The organism is Neorhizobium galegae bv. orientalis str. HAMBI 540 (assembly GCF_000731315.1).
In the GTDB taxonomy this organism is placed as follows: Bacteria; Pseudomonadota; Alphaproteobacteria; order Rhizobiales; family Rhizobiaceae; genus Neorhizobium; species Neorhizobium galegae.
Genome location: NZ_HG938353.1, coordinates 4,012,794 through 4,035,102 on the forward strand (window position 1 = coordinate 4,012,794; position 22,309 = coordinate 4,035,102).

Annotated in this window: 12 protein-coding genes, 2 tRNA genes, 2 rRNA genes and 1 riboswitch; of the genes, 10 read left to right on the top strand and 6 right to left on the bottom strand. The window is 59.3% G+C overall.

Annotation, left to right across the window (positions count from 1 at the left end):
* Nucleotides 1–223: 223 nt before the first annotated feature.
* The 4 genes from RG540_RS19410 to RG540_RS19425 all read right to left on the bottom strand — a co-directional run bounded on the left by RG540_RS19410 (nt 224) and on the right by RG540_RS19425 (nt 5,716).
* A 23S ribosomal RNA gene (locus RG540_RS19410) occupies nt 224–3,126 on the bottom strand.
* A 606-nt stretch (nt 3,127–3,732) separates the two neighbouring features.
* Nucleotides 3,733–3,808 (bottom strand) — tRNA-Ala (locus RG540_RS19415).
* Nucleotides 3,809–3,934: 126 nt separating this feature from the next.
* Nucleotides 3,935–4,011, bottom strand: a tRNA-Ile gene (locus RG540_RS19420).
* Nucleotides 4,012–4,235: 224 nt separating this feature from the next.
* Nucleotides 4,236–5,716: ribosomal RNA gene (locus RG540_RS19425) — 16S ribosomal RNA — on the bottom strand.
* The 16S and 23S rRNA genes sit together here with 2 tRNA genes alongside, the layout of an rRNA operon.
* 635 nt (nt 5,717–6,351) lie before the next feature.
* Between RG540_RS19425 and RG540_RS19430 the strand changes: the two genes are divergently transcribed.
* The 5 genes from RG540_RS19430 to RG540_RS19450 all read left to right on the top strand — a co-directional run bounded on the left by RG540_RS19430 (nt 6,352) and on the right by RG540_RS19450 (nt 14,020).
* Nucleotides 6,352–7,302, top strand: coding sequence for a phosphoribosylaminoimidazolesuccinocarboxamide synthase (locus tag RG540_RS19430; RefSeq protein ID WP_038591314.1), 951 nt, complete (start codon nt 6,352–6,354; stop codon nt 7,300–7,302).
* A gap of 44 nt (nt 7,303–7,346) precedes the next feature.
* Nucleotides 7,347–7,949, top strand: a complete 603-nt coding sequence (locus tag RG540_RS19435) for a TetR family transcriptional regulator (RefSeq protein ID WP_038591316.1) — start codon at nt 7,347–7,349, stop codon at nt 7,947–7,949.
* Nucleotides 7,950–8,114: 165 nt separating this feature from the next.
* Entirely contained in the window at nt 8,115–9,311 is a 1,197-nt protein-coding gene (locus RG540_RS19440; RefSeq protein ID WP_038591319.1) for an efflux RND transporter periplasmic adaptor subunit, read from the top strand.
* 50 nt (nt 9,312–9,361) lie between these two features.
* A complete protein-coding gene (locus RG540_RS19445; RefSeq protein ID WP_038591322.1) occupies nt 9,362–12,460 on the top strand; it encodes an efflux RND transporter permease subunit in 3,099 nt (1,032 codons plus the stop codon).
* A gap of 132 nt (nt 12,461–12,592) precedes the next feature.
* Nucleotides 12,593–14,020 carry an efflux transporter outer membrane subunit gene (locus RG540_RS19450; RefSeq protein ID WP_038591325.1) on the top strand — a complete coding sequence of 476 codons (1,428 nt, stop codon included), beginning with the start codon at nt 12,593–12,595 and terminating at the stop codon, nt 14,018–14,020.
* An 88-nt stretch (nt 14,021–14,108) separates the two neighbouring features.
* Here the strand turns inward: RG540_RS19450 and efp are convergent, their stop codons facing one another.
* Nucleotides 14,109–14,678: an elongation factor P gene (gene efp / locus RG540_RS19455; protein ID WP_038591328.1), complete on the bottom strand. Its 570-nt coding sequence runs from the start codon at nt 14,676–14,678 to the stop codon at nt 14,109–14,111.
* A gap of 165 nt (nt 14,679–14,843) precedes the next feature.
* Between efp and epmA the strand changes: the two genes are divergently transcribed.
* Together epmA and RG540_RS19465 are read left to right on the top strand one after the other, a co-directional pair.
* Nucleotides 14,844–15,914, top strand: coding sequence for an EF-P lysine aminoacylase EpmA (epmA, locus tag RG540_RS19460; RefSeq protein WP_038591331.1), 1,071 nt, complete (start codon nt 14,844–14,846; stop codon nt 15,912–15,914).
* On the top strand, nt 15,911–16,957 hold the full coding sequence (locus RG540_RS19465; RefSeq protein WP_038591334.1) for a lysine-2,3-aminomutase-like protein: 1,047 nt from the start codon (nt 15,911–15,913) through the stop codon (nt 16,955–16,957). The genes epmA and RG540_RS19465 overlap by 4 nt, the downstream gene beginning before the upstream one ends.
* A 734-nt stretch (nt 16,958–17,691) precedes the next feature.
* On the opposite strand, the gene thiC is transcribed toward RG540_RS19465, so the two are convergent.
* The gene (gene thiC / locus RG540_RS19470) at nt 17,692–19,503 is read right to left on the bottom strand and encodes a phosphomethylpyrimidine synthase ThiC (RefSeq protein ID WP_038591337.1); all 1,812 of its coding nucleotides are present in this window, start codon (nt 19,501–19,503) and stop codon (nt 17,692–17,694) included.
* Between the two features lie 99 nt (nt 19,504–19,602).
* A riboswitch (TPP riboswitch) is annotated at nt 19,603–19,735 on the bottom strand.
* Nucleotides 19,736–19,914: 179 nt separating this feature from the next.
* Between thiC and RG540_RS19475 the strand changes: the two genes are divergently transcribed.
* From RG540_RS19475 to RG540_RS19485, 3 genes are read left to right on the top strand one after another with little or no spacing between them, the layout of a single operon-like run.
* Nucleotides 19,915–20,166 carry an acyl carrier protein gene (locus tag RG540_RS19475; RefSeq protein WP_038591340.1) on the top strand — a complete coding sequence of 84 codons (252 nt, stop codon included), beginning with the start codon at nt 19,915–19,917 and terminating at the stop codon, nt 20,164–20,166.
* Between the two features lies 1 nt (nt 20,167).
* Nucleotides 20,168–21,349: an acyl-CoA dehydrogenase family protein gene (locus RG540_RS19480; RefSeq protein WP_038591343.1), complete on the top strand. Its 1,182-nt coding sequence runs from the start codon at nt 20,168–20,170 to the stop codon at nt 21,347–21,349.
* 46 nt (nt 21,350–21,395) lie between these two features.
* A complete protein-coding gene (locus tag RG540_RS19485) occupies nt 21,396–22,307 on the top strand; it encodes an amino acid--[acyl-carrier-protein] ligase (RefSeq protein ID WP_038591347.1) in 912 nt (303 codons plus the stop codon).
* Nucleotides 22,308–22,309 lie beyond the last annotated feature (2 nt).

The window sequence follows — 22,309 nt, forward strand, 5'->3', positions numbered from 1 at the left end:
GCAACATTTGAGAAGCTGGTTGAGGCGAACCTCATTTTTAGTCTTTGAACACGTCGTTTGAACCTTTCCGGACCCGACGAGCGCTTGAGGCACCCATACAGGCCAGAGGCCGTCGCCAATCGTTTGGCGGGCCGTCCGCAGCACAGCATCCGAAGGATGCGACAGCGTCAGGACTAAGGTCTTGGCATCATCAAGCAAAGCTTGATGAGCATGGTCAATGAGAACGATCAAGCCAATCGGGCGATTAGTACCGGTAAGCTTCATGCATTGCTGCACGTCCACACCCGGCCTATCAACGTGGTCGTCTTCCACGGCCCTGATAGGGAATACTCGTTTTCAGGTTGGTTTCCCGCTTAGATGCCTTCAGCGGTTATCCATTCCATATATAGCTACCCTGCTATGCCCTTGGCAGGACAACAGGTCCACCAGAGATATGTCCATCCCGGTCCTCTCGTACTAGGGACAGATCCTGTCAATATTCCTACACCCACGGCAGATAGGGACCGAACTGTCTCACGACGTTCTGAACCCAGCTCACGTACCGCTTTAATTGGCGAACAGCCAAACCCTTGGGACCTGCTCCAGCCCCAGGATGCGATGAGCCGACATCGAGGTGCCAAACAACCCCGTCGATATGGACTCTTGGGGGTCATCAGCCTGTTATCCCCGGCGTACCTTTTATCCGTTGAGCGATGGCCCTTCCACGCGGGACCACCGGATCACTATGACCGACTTTCGTCTCTGCTCGACTTGTCAGTCTCGCAGTCAGGCGGGCTTATGCCATTGCACTCGACGACCGATTTCCGACCGGTCTGAGCCCACCATCGCGCGCCTCCGTTACTCTTTCGGAGGCGACCGCCCCAGTCAAACTACCCACCATACACTGTCCCGGATCCGGATGACGGACCGCGGTTAGACATCCATGACGATAAGGGTGGTATTTCAAGGATGGCTCCACGAGAACTGGCGTCCCCGCTTCAAAGCCTACCACCTATCCTACACATGCCGACACGAATGCCAGTGTAAAGCTATAGTAAAGGTGCACGGGGTCTTTCCGTCTGACCGCAGGAACCCCGCATCTTCACGGGGAATTCAATTTCACTGAGTCTATGTTGGAGACAGCGGGGAAGTCGTTACGCCATTCGTGCAGGTCGGAACTTACCCGACAAGGAATTTCGCTACCTTAGGACCGTTATAGTTACGGCCGCCGTTTACTGGGGCTTCGATTCAAAGCTTGCACCTCTCCTCTTAACCTTCCAGCACCGGGCAGGCGTCAGACCCTATACGTCGTCTTTAGACTTCGCAGAGCCCTGTGTTTTTGATAAACAGTCGCTACCCCCTGGTCTGTGCCACCCCATTATGGTTGCCCAAAATGGGGTCACGCTTCTTCCGAAGTTACGCGTGCAATTTGCCGAGTTCCTTCAACATAGTTCTCTCAAGCGCCTTGGTATACTCTACCTGACCACCTGTGTCGGTTTCGGGTACGGTCTATACGGTGGAGCTATTTCCTGGAACCGCCCCACTGCCCAACCAATCCAATAAGGTTGAACAATTTTTGCGATCCGTCACTACCACCAGGCCCACGAATATTAACGTGGTTCCCATCACCTACGCATTTCTGCCTCGGCTTAGGGGCCGGCTAACCCTGCTCAGATTAACTTTAAGCAGGAACCCTTGGTCTTTCGGCGAGAGGGTCTCTCACCCTCTTTATCGTTACTCATGTCAACATTCGCACTTCCGATATCTCCAGAGGCCCTCACGGGTCCTCCTTCACAGACTTACGGAACGCTCCGCTACCACACGTGACAAGTCACGTATCCTCAGCTTCGGTGCATGGCTTTAGCCCCGTTACATTTTCGGCGCAAAGACCCTTAATTAGACCAGTGAGCTGTTACGCTTTCTTTAAATGATGGCTGCTTCTAAGCCAACATCCTGGTTGTTTTGGGATCCTCACATCCTTTCCCACTTAGCCATGACTTGGGGACCTTAGCTGGAGGTCAGGGTTGTTTCCCTTTTCACGACGGACGTTAGCACCCGCCGTGTGTCTGCCGATTAGTACTCCCGGGTATTCGGAGTTTGGTTAGGATCAGTAAGACGGTGAGTCCCCATAGCCCATCCAGTGCTCTACCCCCCGGGGTATTCGATCGACGCACTACCTAAATAGTTTTCGCGGAGAACCAGCTATTTCCGAGTTTGATTGGCCTTTCACCCCTAGCCACAAGTCATCCCAATCTATTGCAACAGATGCGGGTTCGGTCCTCCAGTTGGTGTTACCCAACCTTCAACCTGCTCATGGCTAGATCACTCGGTTTCGGGTCTAATGCAACTAACTGAACGCCCTGTTCAGACTCGCTTTCGCTGCGCCTACACCTACCGGCTTAAGCTTGCTAGTTACACTAAGTCGTTGACCCATTATACAAAAGGTACGCCGTCAGGGTTGCCCCCTCCGACTGTTTGTAGGCATCCGGTTTCAGGTTCTATTTCACTCCCCTTGTCGGGGTGCTTTTCACCTTTCCCTCACGGTACTTGTTCGCTATCGGTCATGCACGAGTACTTAGGCTTGGAGAGTGGTCTCCCCATGTTCAGACAGGATTTCACGTGTCCCGCCCTACTCTAGGACAATCAGTGTTCTACGCCTACGGGGCTATCACCCGCTACGGCCGCCTTTTCCAAAGCGTTCGGCTTTATTCCTGATTGCCACTGGCCTGGTCCGTGTTCGCTCGCCACTACTTACGGAGTCTCGGTTGATGTCCTTTCCTGCAGGTACTTAGATGTTTCAGTTCCCTGCGTTCGCTTCTTACCCCTATTTTATTCGAAGGTAAGATACCTTTTAACAATGCTTGGAAACCATTTTTGGTTTTAACGCCGGACGACCGGCGACGCGCTCCACGCTGTATTGGGAAATTCCCATACAGGCCAGAGGCCGTCGGCGATCGTTCGCCGCAACGTCGAACCAAAGGTTCGACAACCAAAATGATTTCCCAAGCATCTAAGGTGGGTTGCCCCATTCGGAGATCCATGGATCAAAGCTCATTCGCAGCTCCCCACGGCTTATCGCAGCGTATCACGTCCTTCTTCGCCTGTGCATGCCAAGGCATCCACCAAATGCCCTTACGACACTTAATCGTTCTCATTGCCAATGCTCATCAATATAGCCACCCATCGGGCTTTCAGACCCAATGCGTGGCGGACCGGTTACCTTTTACAACCAGCCCTTCTCATGATGCCATCGACGTGTTCGACAAGCTTGCTTGATTGGGGTCACGCCGAGCGACCCGCTTGCAAACTTGTCTTTAAGACCAGCTTCTCGAGATGTGATCCAGGACCGCGCGGTCAGGCAACGGCCATCAGTAAGTCATCAGAGCCATTCTTCAGGACAAGTCCTTCAAAATGACAACAACGACCGACCAGAGTGACAAGCTTCCTACCTATTCCGGCCCCTCTTTCGTATCCGGCCGGCTAGGCCATCAACGACATCATTGGAACCGGCTTCGGACATGGGCCTAAACCCATACCTGGAAGCCTCCAGATCAATCTTCTCTTCACGATTTTTGCAGAACAGGCAGCACTTCATCGAAGTGATGCAAACTTTTATTTTCTTCAGAAGACAACTTTTGTGCTCACGCGCCGCAGGCGCTCCGCAGGGGCGCCAAACGATTGGCGACGCGCTCTGCGCTGTATTGCTGCCATACTCAAACTCGAGCAAGGCCGCGACAGCGTCAGGACAAAATATGGTGGAGCTGAGCGGGATCGAACCGCTGACCCCCTGCTTGCAAAGCAGGTGCTCTCCCAGCTGAGCTACAGCCCCAATCACTTGGGAACAGCTTGCAGCCGACAGCGTCAGCACAAAGCCCGTTCATCAACACCATAATCCGCGCGCCATTCAACTGTGTTCGCCACCCGTGCGGCGCCAAGCCATCTGCTTTTCAACAAATGGTGGGCCCGGGTAGACTCGAACTACCGACCCCACGCTTATCAAGCGTGTGCTCTAACCAACTGAGCTACGGGCCCATTCAGTCAAACCGGTCGTGCGGTTTTTTGTCTTCTTGAAGAAAGAGAAACGTAGTCGGCGGGTTCGCCATACCATCCTATTGCCGAGGCAATTCCGTGGCGTATTGCGTTTCGATGGTCACCTGACTGGTGCCATCTATTGTTCTAAAAAGCACGGGAAGGTTCATACCGGGCCATGTCTTGCGACATGTGCCGGTCGTCTTACCGTTCCACAGCTTCCTTAGAAAGGAGGTGATCCAGCCGCAGGTTCCCCTACGGCTACCTTGTTACGACTTCACCCCAGTCGCTGACCCTACCGTGGTTAGCTGCCTCCTTGCGGTTAGCGCACTACCTTCGGGTAAAACCAACTCCCATGGTGTGACGGGCGGTGTGTACAAGGCCCGGGAACGTATTCACCGCGGCGTGCTGATCCGCGATTACTAGCGATTCCAACTTCATGCACTCGAGTTGCAGAGTGCAATCCGAACTGAGATGGCTTTTGGAGATTAGCTCGGGATCGCTCCTTCGCTGCCCACTGTCACCACCATTGTAGCACGTGTGTAGCCCAGCCCGTAAGGGCCATGAGGACTTGACGTCATCCCCACCTTCCTCTCGGCTTATCACCGGCAGTCCCCTTAGAGTGCCCAACTGAATGCTGGCAACTAAGGGCGAGGGTTGCGCTCGTTGCGGGACTTAACCCAACATCTCACGACACGAGCTGACGACAGCCATGCAGCACCTGTGTCCCGGTCCCCGAAGGGAACACTACATCTCTGTAGCTGTCCGGGCATGTCAAGGGCTGGTAAGGTTCTGCGCGTTGCTTCGAATTAAACCACATGCTCCACCGCTTGTGCGGGCCCCCGTCAATTCCTTTGAGTTTTAATCTTGCGACCGTACTCCCCAGGCGGAATGTTTAATGCGTTAGCTGCGCCACCGACAAGTAAACTTGCCGACGGCTAACATTCATCGTTTACGGCGTGGACTACCAGGGTATCTAATCCTGTTTGCTCCCCACGCTTTCGCACCTCAGCGTCAGTAATGGACCAGTAAGCCGCCTTCGCCACTGGTGTTCCTGCGAATATCTACGAATTTCACCTCTACACTCGCAATTCCACTTACCTCTTCCATACTCAAGATACCCAGTATCAAAGGCAGTTCCAGAGTTGAGCTCTGGGATTTCACCCCTGACTTAAATATCCGCCTACGTGCGCTTTACGCCCAGTAATTCCGAACAACGCTAGCCCCCTTCGTATTACCGCGGCTGCTGGCACGAAGTTAGCCGGGGCTTCTTCTCCGGATACCGTCATTATCTTCTCCGGTGAAAGAGCTTTACAATCCTAAGACCTTCATCACTCACGCGGCATGGCTGGATCAGGCTTGCGCCCATTGTCCAATATTCCCCACTGCTGCCTCCCGTAGGAGTTTGGGCCGTGTCTCAGTCCCAATGTGGCTGATCATCCTCTCAGACCAGCTATGGATCGTCGCCTTGGTAGGCCTTTACCCCACCAACTAGCTAATCCAACGCGGGCTCATCCATCCCCGATAAATCTTTCCCCCGAAGGGCGTATACGGTATTAGCTCCAGTTTCCCGGAGTTGTTCCGTAGGGATGGGTAGATTCCCACGCGTTACTCACCCGTCTGCCGCTCCTCTTGCGAGGCGCTCGACTTGCATGTGTTAAGCCTGCCGCCAGCGTTCGTTCTGAGCCAGGATCAAACTCTCAAGTTGAGAATCCAATCCGACTAATCACTCTTGTTCTGAATCGACGAGAACTCACTATGATAAGGTCCGCATCACTGCGCACCTAACCAGGTGTTCTCTTGTTCAAAACGTGACCGTCATTTGTCTTCCATAGATCAAGGCCTAAACCCCGATCCGCGAAAACCGCCGACCACGTTTCTCTTTCTTCTCATCTTCAATTGTCAAATAACAGACGCTTCAAAACCAAAAGGCCAAACCGTCAAAACTTCTCAAACAGCGCTACATCCAGAGACCAAACCGAAACTCGGTCCCAACCAGCATGCGCCAATCAATCAGTGATTTCTGAAGAACGAAAGTCGTCGTCGCCAGCAGCGCCGCCGCCCTCGTTCAGTGAGCGGGTTATAGATCCCACCACACTTTGAAGTCAACAGGGATGATTCAGAAATCTTGAGAAATCGTACAAGCAATTGTTTTTACAGGATAATCGTCGATTTCGGGGAATCCCGGGGCGTTAATATTCGTTAACCACTCTCTATAAGGAGCTCTTCATCGACCGTGGAACCGAGATACTCGTGAAAACCGCCATTCCTTCCATTCTTGTGCCGCTGCCGCAAAACATGCGATAGCAGAATGCCCCCGAAACTCTCTGGAAAGTGGTCCCCGTGCGCGTTCTCTCCGATGCCTTCATTCCCGAATTGCCGAACCCCTATCGCGGCAAGGTACGCGAGAACTACGATCTGCCGGACGGCAGCCGCATCATCATTGCAACCGATCGCCTCAGCGCTTTCGACCGCATCCTGACCGCCATCCCCGACAAGGGGCATGTCCTGACCCAGACCGCGCGCTACTGGTTCGAGGCAACAAAGGACATCTGCCCCAACCATGTGATCGCCTATCCGGATCCGAATGTGGTGATCGGCAAGCGGCTCGACATCCTGCCCGTCGAGATCGTCGTGCGCGGTTATCTTGCCGGCACGACGGGCACGTCGCTGCTCACCCTCTATAAGAAGGGAGAGCGGACCATGTACGGGCTGGATCTTCCGGACGGCCTCAAGGACAATCAGATCCTGCCCGCCCCGGTCATCACGCCGACCAGCAAAGCCTTCGACGGCGGTCACGACGAACCTCTGACCCCGAGAGAGATTGTCGAGCAGGGACTTTTGACCGCCGAACAATGGACGACCCTCTCCCGTTATGCGCTGGCACTTTTTGCGCGCGGCCGGCAGCTGGCAGCGGAACGCGGCCTGATCCTCGTCGACACCAAATACGAGTTCGGCACCGATGCCGAGGGCACCATCATCCTTGCCGACGAGATCCATACGCCGGACAGCAGCCGCTACTGGATCGTCGACAGTTATAGTGAGGCCTTCCGCAACGGCACGCGGCCGAAGAGTTTCGACAAGGATTTCATCCGCGCTTGGGTGGTCGAACGTTGCGACCCTTATAAGGATGAGATTCCGGTGATCCCCGCCGAACTCGTCGAGGAGACCGCCAAAGTCTACCGCACGGCATACGAAACGATCACCGGCGAGACTTTCGTGCCCGATACCAGCGGCACGACCGTGCTCGACCGTATCCGCCAGAACCTGTCGCCCTATTTCAACGCGCGTTGAACCGCCGGCCCGAAATCCCATCTGGCGTTTTTGAAGAGGACAGAGTGCGCAGACCGAGACGCAAGGCGGAAGAAACCCGCGGAGATATCCTCAACACGGCGGAGACGCTTTTCCGTGAACGGGGGATTGCCAAGTGTTCGATCGCCGACGTCGCCCAGGCGCTGCACATGTCGCCCGCCAACATCTTCAAGCATTTCCATTCCAAGGCATCGCTGGCGGACGCTATCTGCGACCGGCATATCAGCCGCATGATCGGCCGGTTCGGGACGCTCGACGAGCCGGCCCCGGCGCCCGAGCGGCTGGCAATCGTCGTGCGCAAATTGATGGAAGCGCATCTCCAGGACCTCCGCGACAATCCCTTTCTGTTCGAGATGATCTTCCTGATGTCGGAAGCCGATCTTCCGAGCGGCCAGCATTACAGGCGGCTGATCGAAAACCTGTTCGCCGATCTGATCCGCCAGGGTGTCGAAAGCGGCGCTTACAAATGTACCGACCCGCAGGCGATCAGCCAGCATGTGGCGGCGGCCTTTGCGAGCGTGCTCCATCCGGTCCTTTTGGCCAAGGCCGGCGAGGCGGAATTGCATGACCGATGTGACGGGCTTGCCAGACTTGTGAATGCTGCGCTGCAAAATCCACTTGCAAAGTGACGGTTTTATATTTACGTCACTTTCCCGAAGGTAGAACACCGGTCGAATTGCCTTTTTCGACGGACCCTGTTCCGACCGCTTAAGACGGGTTAATCTCCCCGACTTCCGTCCCGGCATATTCCGTCTGCCGTGGCGATTGCCAGCCGCTTTGCCTTGGATGACACCATGACCGGACGCAAACTGATACTTTCCCTGTTTCTTTCCGCGGCGCTCGCAGCCTGCAGCGACTCGGGCCAAAAGCCGGCCGGCAGCGGCGCGGCAGGCGGTGCCCCGCAGCGTCCGCCGCAGCCGGTCAGTGTCGTGACCATGAAGAAGTCCGAGCAGCCGATCACAGCCGTCCTGCCAGGCCGCGCGGCACCGTTTCAGATCGCCGATATCCGCCCGCGCGTCACCGGCGAAATCAAGCAGATCGCTTTCAAGCAGGGCAACGAGGTCAAGGCCGGCGATCTTCTTTATAAGATCGAGGACAGCACCTATGCAGCCGAAGTCGCCCAGGCGAAGGCGACCGTCTCGAAGGCGGAAGCCAGTATCCCGAGCGCCCAGGCGAACCTCTCCCGCTACGAGCGGCTGGTCAACAGCGGTGCGACGCAGATCGAATATGAGAGTGCACGGGTGACGCTTCTCCAGGCGCAGGCGGATGTGGCGCAGGCCAATGCCGCGCTCAATGCCGCCCAGATCAATCTCGACCTGACCGAAATCCGCGCGCCCTTCGACGGCGTCACGTCGATTTCCAATGTCAGCATCGGCAATATCGTCACCGCCAACCAGACGACGGCGCTGACGACGCTCCGCCGCCTCGATCCGATCTATATCGATCTCATCGATTCCAGCACCAATCTTCTCGAACTGCGCTCGGCCATGGCTTCCGGCCGCTTGAGCGGCGATCCGCGCAAGGCCGATATCCGCCTGACCCTGGAAGATGGAACGGACTATCCCCTGACCGGCAAGCTCGACATGGCCGACATGGCCGTCAGCGAAACGACCGGCACCTATCAGATCCGCGCGCTCTTCGATAACCCGAGGGACATGATCCTGCCGGGCACCTATGTGCGCGCCACCGTCACCCTCGGCAACGAGACCGGCTACCTGATCCCGCAGCGCGCCGCAACGCGCAATGCCCGCGGCGAACTTTCCGCCAAGTTCGTCACGGCGGACGGCAAGGTCGAGACCCGCATCTTCCCGACCAGCGGCGTCTCCGGCAACAATTGGCTGGTTACGCAGGGCGTGACCGACAGCGATCGCCTGGTCGTCGACGGCTTCCAGTGGATTGCCGATGGCGCGACGGTTCAACCGGTCGAGGCGACGGTCGACGACAAGGGCTTTGTCGTCGAGGCGACGAAGCCGGCCGCTGCAAAGCCGTGAAGGCCTCAAGCGGAAACGATCATGACGAAACGCGGCAAGGAATAATCTGAATGGCCAAGTTCTTCATCCGGCGACCGGTATTCGCCTGGGTCATCGCGATCGTCATCATGCTCGGCGGCGCGCTCGCCATCGCGACGCTCTCTATTTCGCAATATCCCGACATCGCGCCGACCACGGTCAGGATTACGGCAAGCTACAATGGCGCAAGCGCCGAGACCGTCGAGAAATCGGTGACGACGATCATCGAGGACGGCATGACCGGCCTCGACGACCTCACCTATATGACGTCGTCCTCCTCGACCGGCCGCGCCAACGTCACACTCACCTTCGGCAGCAGCGTCCTTCCCGACATCGCCCAGGTTCAGGTGCAGAACAAGCTGCAGCTGGTGCAGTCGCAACTGCCTGACGTCGTGCAGCAGGCGGGCATCGAAGTCGCTCGTTCGACATCGAGCATCCTGATGGTCGGCGCGCTGGTATCGACCGACAAGAAGCGAAGCTCCGTCGATCTCGGCGACCTGTTTTCCACGCAGATCGAGGATCAGGTCAAGCGCCTGGAAGGCGTCGGCAGCATCGACATCTTCGGGTCCGGCTACGCAATGCGCGTCTGGCTCGATCCCTATAAGCTGCAGAAATACCAGCTGACGCCGGCGGACGTGACGTCCGCGATCCAGTCCCAGAACACGCAGGTTTCCGTCGGCGCCTTGGGCGGTCTTCCGGCCAAGGCGGAGCAGCAGCTTACGGTCACCATGACCGCCCAAAGCCAGCTGACCACAGTCGACGATTTCGAGCGGATCATCCTCAAGGTGGAACAGGACGGCGCAACGGTGCGCCTTTCCGATGTCGCCCGCGTCGAGATCGGTGAAGAGAGTTATGGCGGCGGTTCCCGCCAGAACGGTCTGCCGTCCACGGGTTTTGCCGTGAACCTCGCGACCGGCGCCAACGCTCTCGATACCGCCGCACGCGTCAGGGAGGCGCTGACCGCCATCGGACCCAATCTTCCGGACGGCGTGGAGATCACCTACCCCTATGATACGACGCCCTTCGTGCAGCTTTCGATCGAAAAGGTCGTCCACACGCTCATCGAAGCGATCATCCTGGTTTTCGTCGTCCTGCTCATCTTCCTACAAAATCTGCGTGCAACGCTGATCCCGATGATTGCGGTGCCCGTCGTCCTGCTCGGCACGTTCGGGGTCCTGGCGATAACCGGATATTCCATCAATACCCTGACGATGTTCGCCATGGTTCTGGCGATCGGCCTTCTCGTCGACGATGCCATCGTCGTCGTCGAAAACGTCGAACGTATCATGGACGAAGAGGGTTTGAGCCCCCTTGAAGCGACCGAAAAGTCGATGGGCGAGATCACCGGGGCCATCATCGGCATCGCGCTCGTCCTGACGGCGGTGTTCATTCCGATGGCCTTCTTTGGTGGCTCGACCGGCATTATCTACCGCCAGTTCTCGATCACCATCGTATCGGCCATGCTGCTTTCGGCGCTGGTCGCCATCGTGCTGACGCCGGCGCTTTGCGCCACCATGCTGAAGCCGATCGATCACCACAAGAAACGTCGCGGCATCGGCGCCTTCTTCAACCGCGGTTTCGATCGGTCCACCCGCGGGTATGTCAGCACCATCGGTTATCTCCTGAAGCGTCCGTTCCGCGTGATGCTGGCCTTCCTGCTGGTGATCGGCGGCTGCGCCTGGCTTTTCACGAAACTGCCGAATTCCTTCCTTCCGCAGGAAGACCAGGGCGTTCTGCTGACCATTATCCAGACGCCGGTCGGCGCCACTACGCCGCGCACCGACGAAGCGGTCAAGAAGGTAGAGGCCTATTTCCTCGAGAAGGAAAAGGACAATGTCGACGCGGTATTCGGCGTCCTCGGCTTCAGCTTCAGCGGAAGCGGCCAGAACAATGCCATCGTCTTCACCAAGCTCAAGGATTTCGCCGAGCGCGCCAAGCCGGAGCAATCCGCCGCGGCTATCGTCCGGCGGGCGAGCGGGTATTTCTTCACCATCCGCGATGCGCAGGTCTTTGCCCTTCTGCCGCCGGCCATCCAGGGGCTCGGCACGTCGAGCGGCTTCTCCATGTATCTGGTCGACAGCGGCAACAACGGCAACGCGGCGCTGACCACGGCATCGCAGCAGCTCATTCAGGCCGGTACCGGTAATCCGAACATCAGTTCGCTGCGCAGCAGCACCCAGCGGTCCGAAACCCAGCTCAAGATCCTGCTCGACCAGGAAAAGCTCGGCGCGATGGGCGTCGACCTCGCTTCGGTCAACTCCATGCTGGCAACTATTTTTGCCGGACGCGACGTCAACGACTTCACCCTCAATAACGAGCTGAAGCCGGTCTATGTGCAAGGCGATGCGCCCTATCGGATGCAGCCGGACGACCTGAAACACTGGTTCGCCCGCAACAACAAGGGCGAGATGGTTCCTTTCTCCTCCTTCAGCACTGTCCAATGGATCAGCGGTACGCCGCAGCTCGCACGCTTCAACGGCACCAGCGCCATTCCGCTCGACGGCGCGGCCGGTCCGGGCGTCAGCACCGGCCAGGCGATGGACGAGATGCAGAGGCTGACGGCTGCACTGCCGGGCGGCTATTCGGTGGCCTGGCAGGGCATTTCCTACCAGGAGCGGCTGTCTGGCTCCCAGGCGCCGATGCTCTATGCGCTATCGGTTCTGATCGTCTTCCTGTGCCTTGCGGCGCTCTATGAAAGCTGGTCGATCCCGTTCTCAGTCATATTGGCTGTCCCGATCGGCGTGCTCGGCGCGCTTACCGCGGCGCATTTCTTCGGCCAGGCGAACGACGTCTACTTCAAGGTCGGGCTTTTGACGACGATCGGCTTGGCGGCCAAGAACGCCATCCTGATCGTCGAATTCGCCAAGGATCGGCAGGCAGGCGGCATGAGCATGATCGAAGCCACCCTCGAGGCCGCACGCCTGCGCCTGAGGCCGATCGTCATGACGTCGCTCGCTTTTATCCTCGGCGTCGTACCTCTGGCGATCGCGACCGGCGCCGGATCCGCGGCCCAGAATGCCATCGGTATCGGCGTGCTGGGTGGTATGCTTTCTGCAACACTTCTCGGAATTTTCTTCGTTCCGTCCTTCTTTGTTGTCGTTAGACGGTTATCAAAGCGTGAAAAAGAGTAGGATGACGATTACGTTCGTTAACGTATTCGACTTTTAATGCCGTCAGAGGTTATGCGAATCGCTACTGACGGGACAATCGGAAGAGGCATGAGTGCTGACCTTCCATGCGTTGTAGGGCACTGGGACAGAAAAATGATATCCATTCGTGTTATTGCTCCTCTCACTATGCTGCTGCTTTCGGGCTGCGTTGTCGGTCCAGATCACAAGGCGCCGGAAATTGCTCTTCCGGGCAAATTTGCCGAAGCCGGCAAGACCAGCAATGGCGACGTCTCTCAGGTTACCTGGTGGACCGCATTTAATGACAGCCGTCTGAACGGCTACGTCAATCAGGGAATCAGTCAGAACCTCGATATTCTCCAGGCCATGGAGCGGATCAATTCTGCGCAGGCCAGCGTGACCGTCGCCGGCGCGGGCGCCCTCCCTTCGCTGGATGTCTCGGCAGCCAATACGACCACCGGCACTCGTACCGACCCGGGTTCGTTCTCGCGGTCGACCGTGACGGCAGGTACTGCCGACGCGTCCTGGTTCCTTGACCTTTTCGGCCTCTACAGGCGTTCGAAAGAAAGTGCGCTCGCGAGCCTCGATGCCGCCTATGCCAGCGAAGATGTTGCACGTCTCACGTTCCTGTCTCAGGTCGTGGCGGCCTATATCGACGTACGCTATTACCAGGAGCGTATCGCGATCGCTCGCCGGAACCTCGATTCGCGGCGCGAAACGCTGAACCTCACCAAGCTCCAGCTGGATGCCGGCGCGGCTTCGCGTCTGGACGTCGTCCAGTCGGAAGGCTTGGTCAATTCGACCATCGCAGAAATTCCAGGCCTGGAGACGAGTTTCCGGGGTGCGGCGCACCGTGTCGCCACGCTTCTGGCCATGCCTGCATCGTCGCTTGTCCCTGAATTGCAGAAGGGCACACGCCAGCCGGTCGCACGCTTCAATACCAAGGCCGGTATTCCGGCGGACCTGATCCGCAATCGTCCGGACATCCGTGCCGCGGAACGCCAGCTCGCATCGGCAGTCGCCGAAATCGGTGTCGCCGAGGCCCAGCTCTACCCGGCCATTACGCTCGGCGGCTCCATTTCCCCGAGATACAACGTCCTTTCCGGCGGCCTCGATACCCGGGCCTTGACCTGGTCCTTTGGGCCGCAGCTGAGCCTGCCGATCTTCGACGGCGGCCGCCTGCGCGGCAACGTCAAGATCGCCGAATCCAGCGCCCGCGGGCGGTATCTCGCCTGGAAACAGACGGTTCTGAACGCAGTCGAGGAAGTGGAAAATGCGCTGGCCGCAGTTTCCCGCGACAGCCGCACGGTCTCCTCCCTTCAGGCGACCGTGAAGTCCTACGAAGAAGCCCTGCAGCTCGGCACCGCAAGCTATCGGGACGGCGCATCTTCGCTGCTCGACGTTCTCGACGCCCAGCGTCAGGTCTCGACCGCTCAGTCGAACCTCGCCGCTGCCGTGCGTCAGATGGCTCAGGACTACGTCTCGCTCAACGTGGCGATCGGCGGCGGTTACGCCTTCGGCAAGACCGATACCAAGGTCGCTTCGGTGGTCATCAAGAAGTAGGATCCACACCAACATTACCGACAACAAAAAACCTCCGGAGCCAACGCTTCGGAGGTTTTTTTATCACGCCCGGAAAGGCTGGGGACGATCAGTTCTTGGCGCGCTCGACGTAGGAATTGTCTTCGGTCGCGATCACCACGCGGGTGCCGGCATCGACATGCGGCGGAACCGCGGTGCGGATACCGTTCGACAGCATGGCCGGCTTGTAGGACGAGGAAGCCGTCTGGCCCTTGACGACAGGTTCGGTCTCGACGATCTCGAGCGTGACGTGGCGCGGCAGCTGAAGAGCCAGAGCAATGCCTTCATGCATGGAGAGAACACAGGTCATACCTTCCTGGAGGTAGGCCTTCTGGTCGCCCATCGTATCCACGTCCACCACGACCTGGTCGTAGTTTTCCGGGTTCATGAAGTGGAAGCCTTCGCCGTCTTGATAGAGGAACTGGTGGTTTACGTCCTCAACGAAGGCGCGCTCGACCTGCTCGGTCGTCCGCCAGCGTTCGGACACCTTCACGCCGTCGACGATGCGGCGCATATTGACCTGCGTGACAGGCGTGCCCTTGCCGGGATGGAAGTTCTCGGCGGTGAGAACGACATAAAGCTTGCCGTCCACATCGATGACGTTGCCCTTGCGGACAGAAGAGGCGATGACCTTGACCATGGGATTCCTTGTGGTGCGAACCGGCTTGTAACTGCCGAAAATGCGTCGTAGAGGACCGGGCGATAACCGGCCCGAAGGACGGATCGTCTGTTTTCCGGCCGGAACTACTCCAAAACCGCGCAAAGTGGAAGCCTTACCGGGGAGAACCGGCGAAGAAAGCCGCAAATGAGCTCGTCGCAGCCTGCCATATCCCGCTCGCCCTGGTGGACACCGGCAAACCACGCCGACCGCCGACCCTTCCTGAAGGGCCGCAACTCGGTCCAGACGGCGTTGCGCGGTTTCTTCTCCGAGCGCGATTTCATCGAGGTCGATACGGCGACGCTCCAGGTTTCCCCGGGCAACGAGACACATCTGCATGCCTTCGCAACCGAAGCGGTTGCGACCGATGGCGGCAGGGCGCCGCTCTACCTGCACACGTCGCCGGAATTCGCCGCCAAGAAGCTGCTGGCCGCCGGCGAGAAGCGCATCTTCACCTTCGCGCATGTCTACCGCAACCGGGAACGCGGGCCGCTGCACCATCCGGAATTCACCATGCTGGAATGGTACCGGGTCGGCGAAAGCTATGAACAGCTGATGGCCGATTGCGCCGAGATGCTGGCTCTGGCCGCCGATACCGCCAAGACGGGACGCTTTGTCTTCCGGGATATGGAAATCGATCCCTTCGCCGAGCCGGAACGCCTGACGCTCACTGACGCCTTCGACCGGTTCGCCGGCATCGACCTGCTCGCCTCCGTGGCGACGAACGGCGAAACCGACCGCGATCTCCTGGCGGCCGGCCTGAAAAAGGCCGATATCCGCTTTGCCGAAGACGACACCTGGGCCGATCTCTTCAGCAAGGTTCTGGTCGAGAAAGTCGAGCCGCATCTCGGCCAGGACCGCGCGACGATCCTCTACGAATACCCTGTTTCCGAGGCAGCGCTCGCCCGGCCATCCGCCCGTGATCCGCGCGTCGCCGAACGTTTCGAGCTTTATGCCTGCGGCGTCGAGCTTGCCAACGCCTTCGGAGAACTGACCGACGCCGGCGAACAACGCCGCCGTTTCGAGCACGAGATGGCCGAAAAATCCCGCATCTACGGCGAACGTTATCCGATTGACGAAGACTTTCTCGATGCACTTTCGATCATGCCCGACGCGAGCGGCGCGGCACTCGGCTTCGACCGGCTCGCCATGCTGGCAACGGGCGCGACCCGCATCGAACAGGTCATGTGGGCGCCGGTCGCGGAGGTGTTTGGATGACCGCAACGCGTTCACTGAAGGCCGCCGATGAGCTGGTATCCGCCGGGCTGGTCGAACCGGAAAACCTTGCCTCCATTCGCGCGGTGGCGGATCGTTATGCCATCGCCCTGACGCCGACCGTGGTTTCGCTCATCGACCGCGCAGACCGGCAGGATCCGATCGCCCGGCAATTCGTGCCCGATCCGGCAGAGCTGCTGACGACGCCGGAAGAGCGTGCCGACCCGATCGGCGATCAGGCGCACAGCCCGGTCAAGGGCATCGTTCACCGCTATCCGGACCGGGTGCTGCTGAAGGCCGTGCATATCTGCCCGGTCTATTGCCGCTTCTGCTTCCGCCGCGAAATGGTCGGGCCACAAGGCGACGGAACGCTGGCGCCCGAGGAACTGTCGGCGGCGCTCGCCTATATCCGCGAGCATCCGGAGATCTGGGAAGTGATCCTCACCGGCGGCGACCCGCTGGTCCTCTCGCCGAGGCGGCTCGCTGCCATGATGCGCGGCCTTGCCGAGATATCCCATGTAAAGATCGTCCGTTTCCATACGCGGGTGCCCGTCGTCGAACCGGACCGTATCGACGCGGCAATGATTGCGGCACTGAAGGAAAGCGGCAAGGTGGTTTACATCGCGCTGCACGCCAACCATCCGCGCGAAATGACGGAAGCCGCCCGCACCGCCTGCGCCCGCCTGGTCGATGCCGGCTTCCCGATGCTGAGCCAGACGGTGCTCTTGCGCGGCGTCAACGACGATCCGGCGGTGCTCGGCGACCTGATGAAGGCTTTCGTCGAGACGCGGATCAAGCCCTATTACCTTCATCATCCGGATCTCGCGCCTGGCACTGGCCACTTCCGGCTGGATATCGCCGAGGGCCAGAAGATCGTCTCGGCGCTCCGGGGCACCATCTCCGGCCTCTGCCAGCCGACCTATGTCCTGGATATCCCCGGCGGCCACGGCAAGGCGGTGATCGGTGAAAGCGCCGTGCGCGGCGAAAGCGGCTGTTATTCCGTCAGCGATTTCCGCGGCGAAGAACATCAATATCCTCCGAAGTGACACGCGTCTGCCTTCACGCGACAGCTTTTGCCCGTGTTCTGGAGAGCCCACACGAATGCGGAACCTCATAGTAAAATAAAAGTATGGCTCCGCATTCGCGTGGCCTTCGGCGTCTTTTCGAGGCTTCCGGCCTCTACAGGTGATCATCTCGCCTCGCTGCGTGGCTTCATTCACGATCTCCTTTCGGGAAATCCTGCCACTTGCACGGCTCAACCGAACCGGACATGGCTGTCCGGGGGAGGCTTGATAGGAATGGTCGTCTTGCGACGCGCACTCCATGGCTTTCACCTCTTCCACCCTCCCCGCACGTTACGGTTTTGATGAAAGCGCCGGCTCCCGCCTGCCCGCGAACGTCTCGCGCAACACTCCGGCGACGGAAGCGAGGGGATTGTAGGCATGGGTTTGAAGGGCGGGGAAACTAAAACCGAAAAAATATGCCGTGCCGTGTAAGCCTCCTCTGCCTGCCGGGCATCTCCCATCAGGTTGGGGCGATCGCATATGGAATGTGCGGCAGCGCGGCATTCTTAACCCTCCCCCTTGTGGGGAGGGTGGCCGGCAGGCGGGAGGGTTTTGATGCTGGATGAAGTCCCCTCCCCAGCCCCTCCCCACAAGGGGGAGGGGCTCCACGCGCCGCCCCATACCTTCATATGTAATCGCCCTGCCCTTGAGGGAGAGACGCCCGGCAAGGCAGCGGCGAATGAACTCGCCTCGACATCGAAGGACGTATGGCTGGCTCATCCCTTCTCGACCGGCATGTAGAGGTCACCGCCATCTCGATATTTCGCAGCCATGGCTTCCAGGCCCTCCTTCTGCGCCTCGGCGCGGATATCGTGGGAAATCCGCATCGAACAGAATTTCGGGCCGCACATGGAGCAGAAATGCGCCACCTTGTGCGCCTCCTTGGGTAGCGTCTCGTCATGCATCGAACGCGCCGTTTCCGGATCGAGCGAAAGGTTGAACTGGTCTTCCCAACGGAACTCGAATCGGGCACGCGACAGCGCGTCGTCGCGCACCTGGGCGGCCGGATGGCCTTTGGCGAGATCGGCGGCATGTGCGGCAATCTTGTAGGTGATGACGCCCACCTTGACGTCGTTGCGGTCCGGCAGACCGAGATGTTCCTTGGGCGTCACGTAGCAGAGCATGGCGGTGCCGAACCAGCCGATCATCGCAGCCCCGATCCCAGACGTGATGTGGTCATAGCCCGGCGCGATATCGGTGGTCAGCGGCCCGAGCGTATAGAACGGCGCCTCGCCGCAGACCGCGAGCTGCTTGTCCATGTTCGCCTTGATCTTATGCATCGGCACATGGCCGGGGCCCTCGATCATCACCTGGCAATCCTTCGCCCAGGCGATCTTCGTCAGCTCTCCGAGTGTTTCCAGTTCCGCAAACTGCGCCGCGTCGTTGGCATCGGCGATCGAACCCGGGCGCAGGCCATCGCCGAGCGAGAACGAGACGTCGTAGGCTTGGGCGATGTCGCAGATTTCCTCAAAATGTTCGTAGAGAAAACTCTCCCTGTGATGATGCAGGCACCACTTGGCCATGATCGAGCCGCCACGGGAGACGATGCCGGTGACGCGATTGACGGTGAGCGGAATATAGGCAAGCCGCACCCCCGCATGGATGGTGAAATAGTCGACGCCCTGCTCCGCCTGTTCGATCAGCGTGTCGCGATAAACCTCCCAGGTCAGATCCTCGGCAATGCCGCTCACCTTTTCGAGCGCCTGGTAGAGCGGCACCGTGCCGATCGGCACCGGTGAATTGCGGATGATCCAGTCGCGGATATTGTGGATGTTGCGGCCGGTCGACAGGTCCATGACCGTGTCGGCGCCCCAGCGGATCGCCCAGACCATCTTCTCGACCTCTTCGGCCATCGACGAAGTGACGGCAGAATTGCCGATATTGGCATTGATCTTCACCAGGAAATTCCGGCCGATGATCATCGGTTCGGATTCGGGGTGGTTGATGTTGGCGGGAATGATCGCCCGGCCTTCCGCGACTTCCCGGCGGACGAATTCCGGCGTCACGAAATCCGGAATATGGGCACCGAAACTTTCGCCGGCGCGGACGAGCGGTTCCCGGGCCGCCTGCCGGCCGAGGTTCTCGCGGATGGCGACGAATTCCATCTCCGGCGTGATGATGCCGGCCCGCGCATAGGCGAGCTGGGTGACGGCCCTGCCCGCCTTCGCCTTGAAAGGCTGGTTGCGGACCGGGAATTCCGGCGTCAGACGGCTCCCGGAGACGAAGCCGTTGTCCTCCGGCCTGACGATGCGGCCCTCATAGACTTCGACATCGCCACGGGCCGAAATCCAGTTTTCGCGCAGGCGCGGCAGGCCTGCATCGATGCTGATCGCGGCACCTTCGGTGGTATAGGGGCCGGAGGAATCGTAGACGGTAACGGGAGGTTCGCCGGAGGTCGGATGCAATGCGATCTGCCGCATCGGCACGCGGATGTCCGGATGGATCGTTCCCGCTTTCAGGACTTTCGTGGAGGCGGGAAGCGGGCCGGTGGTGACGACCGGGGTGAGCTTGGTGGTTGCGATATTCATGGTTCAAGGCTCCAAGGTTTGACGTTTGGAGACCCAGTTCCAGAGTTGGAATGATGGAAGAACACGTTGGAATCCGAAGGACGGTTTCCCGTCCTCGCTGCCGCAGCGCTCGCACCGTCCCTACGCCAGTATGAACTGGATCAGGTTCAACGGGTCACTGCGCCTCGGGCGGCCAAAGCCGGTCCGACCAGCAGTATCTCAGCCCCTTGGCGGGACTCCCCTGGTGAATGAGGCCATCAGAAACCTGCCGGTCGCGCATGTCAAGCCGGTCCCTGCCTGCGTCGATAGGTCGAGTTTTAACGAATCCCGCAGCTCCAAATTGATGACGTTTATTACCGGAATCTTATGCTATCTTGCGCGATAACGTCCCTAGCGATGAGCGCAGAATTCGAACGATCGGGAGATGTCGAGATGAACGAGACCATTCGCGGATTGCTGACACGGGTGGGCGGCCTTCCGGTCGCCGTGACGGAGCTGGAAGATGCTGCCGATCTCTATGCAGCCGGGCTTTCCTCCTTCGCATCGGTGCAGCTGATGTTGGGCCTGGAAGAGGCCTTTGACATCGAATTCCCGGATAGCCTTTTGAACCGCAAGTCCTTCGCCAGCATTGCGGCGATCGAGCACACGGTTTCTCACATCTTGAAAGCCTCCGAGGCCGCCTGAGATGAACCTTCCCGTCTTTGCCGCCGATATGAGCCTCAGCGCCCGCGCTCACCGCGTGGCGGCCGTGGCGGCTGAATTCGCCGAACGCGTCGACCATGACGGCCGCTTCCCCCGCGAGGCGGTCGATGCAATGAAGGCCGAACGCCTCATCGGCATCCAGATCCCGGTAGCATTCGGCGGCGAGGGCGCTTCCATCACCGAGATCGCCGAGGTCTGCTCCATCCTGGGACAGTCCTGTGCCTCGAGCGCCATGGTTTTCGCCATGCACCAGATCAAGGTTTCGAGCCTCGTGGTGCACGGGGGCGACAGCGCCTGGCACATGGATTTCATGCGCGAGCTCGCCGGCCGCCAGCTTCTCGTCGCCTCCGCGACGACCGAAGGTGGCATCGGCGGCAATATGCGCAACTCGATCTGCGCGATCGAGGTCGACGGCGACGTCTGCCGGCTGACCAAGGACGCAACGGTGATTTCCTACGGCGCCCACGCCGATGTCATCATGATCACCTCGCGCTCGAACGAGAAGGCCGCCCCGACCGACCAGGTCATGACCGTCTTCAAACAGGGCCAATATACCCTGCAGAAGACCGTCGACTGGGATACGCTTGGCATGCGCGGCACCTGCTCCGACGGCTTCCTCTTCAATGGCGAAGCACCTTCGGTCCAGATTTTCCCGAAACCGTTCGCCGAAATCGCGGCGCAGTCGATGCTCGCCACCTCGCATCTCCTCTGGAGCGCTGTCTGGTACGGCATTGCCGCTGATGCGGTACTACGCGCCCAGGCTTTCGTGCGCGCCGCGGCCCGCAAGTCCAATGGCACCCAGCCGCCCGGCGCGCTGAGGCTCGCCGAAGCGTCGAACCTGCTGCAGCTCCTCAAGGGCAATATCCTGTCGGGCCTCAAGACCTACGCGGATGCGAAGCTCGATCCCGACAAACTGTCGTCCATGGCCTTTTCGATCGCCATGAACAATATCAAGCTCGCCTCTTCCGAGACGATCCTGACCATCATCAACCAGGCGATGATCATCTGCGGCATCATGGGCTACAAGAACGGCACGCCCTACAGTCTCGGCCGGCATCTTCGCGACGCGCATTCCGCCCAGCTGATGATTTCCAACGACCGCATTCTCGGCAATACGTCGACCATGCTGCTCGTTCAGAAACCGGACACCAGCCTGCTCGGCTGACGCCCCATCACTTCAGATGTAATTATTTAAAGAATGAGGTGAATCCATGGATCTGCAAGTTTCCTTTCTCGACCGCCTGTTTGATGCAGGCCTGCTGATCGAGACCGGCGTCGACGGACTGTATGGCCGCAGCGGCCAGTTCGAAGACGTCATTGCCGCCTTCGAACGGCTGATCGACAAGGTCGGCGGTGCCGACGGTGCGGAGGCGATGCGCTTCCCGCCGGGCATGAACCGTGCCTTCTTCGAGACCAGCGGCTATATGAAGAGCTTTCCGCAGCTCGCCGGCACGGTGCACTCGTTCTGCGGCAACGAGCTCGACCACATGAGCCTGCTGAAATGCATGGAAGTTGGCGACGAGGACTGGACCAAGGGCCAGGAAGCGACCGACATCGTGCTGACGCCGGCTGCCTGCTATCCGCTCTACCCGACCGTTGCACGCCGGGGCAACCTGCCCGCCGGCGGCGGTCTTTTCGACCTGCAGAGCTACTGTTTCCGCCACGAACCCTCCAAGGATCCGGCCCGCCAGCAGCTTTTCCGGATGCGGGAATATGTCTGCATGGGTACCGAACAACACGTGACCGATTTCCGCCAACTGTGGATGGACCGGGGCGTCGAGATGATGAAGTCTGTCGGCCTTGACGTTACCATCGACATCGCCAACGACCCTTTCTTCGGCCGCGCCGGCAAGATGCTGGTCAACAACCAGCGCGACCAGAACCTGAAATTCGAGCTGCTGATCCCCATCACCTCCGTCGCCCAGCCGACCGCCTGCATGAGCTTCAACTATCATCAGGACAGTTTCGGCCTGAAATGGGGCCTCAACCTGGAAGACGGCAGCGTCGCGCATACGGCCTGCGTCGGTTTCGGCCTGGAACGGATCGCGCTTGCGCTTTTCCACACCCACGGTCTGGACGTGAAAGAGTGGCCGGAACACGTCCGTGCCACGCTCTGGGGCTGATC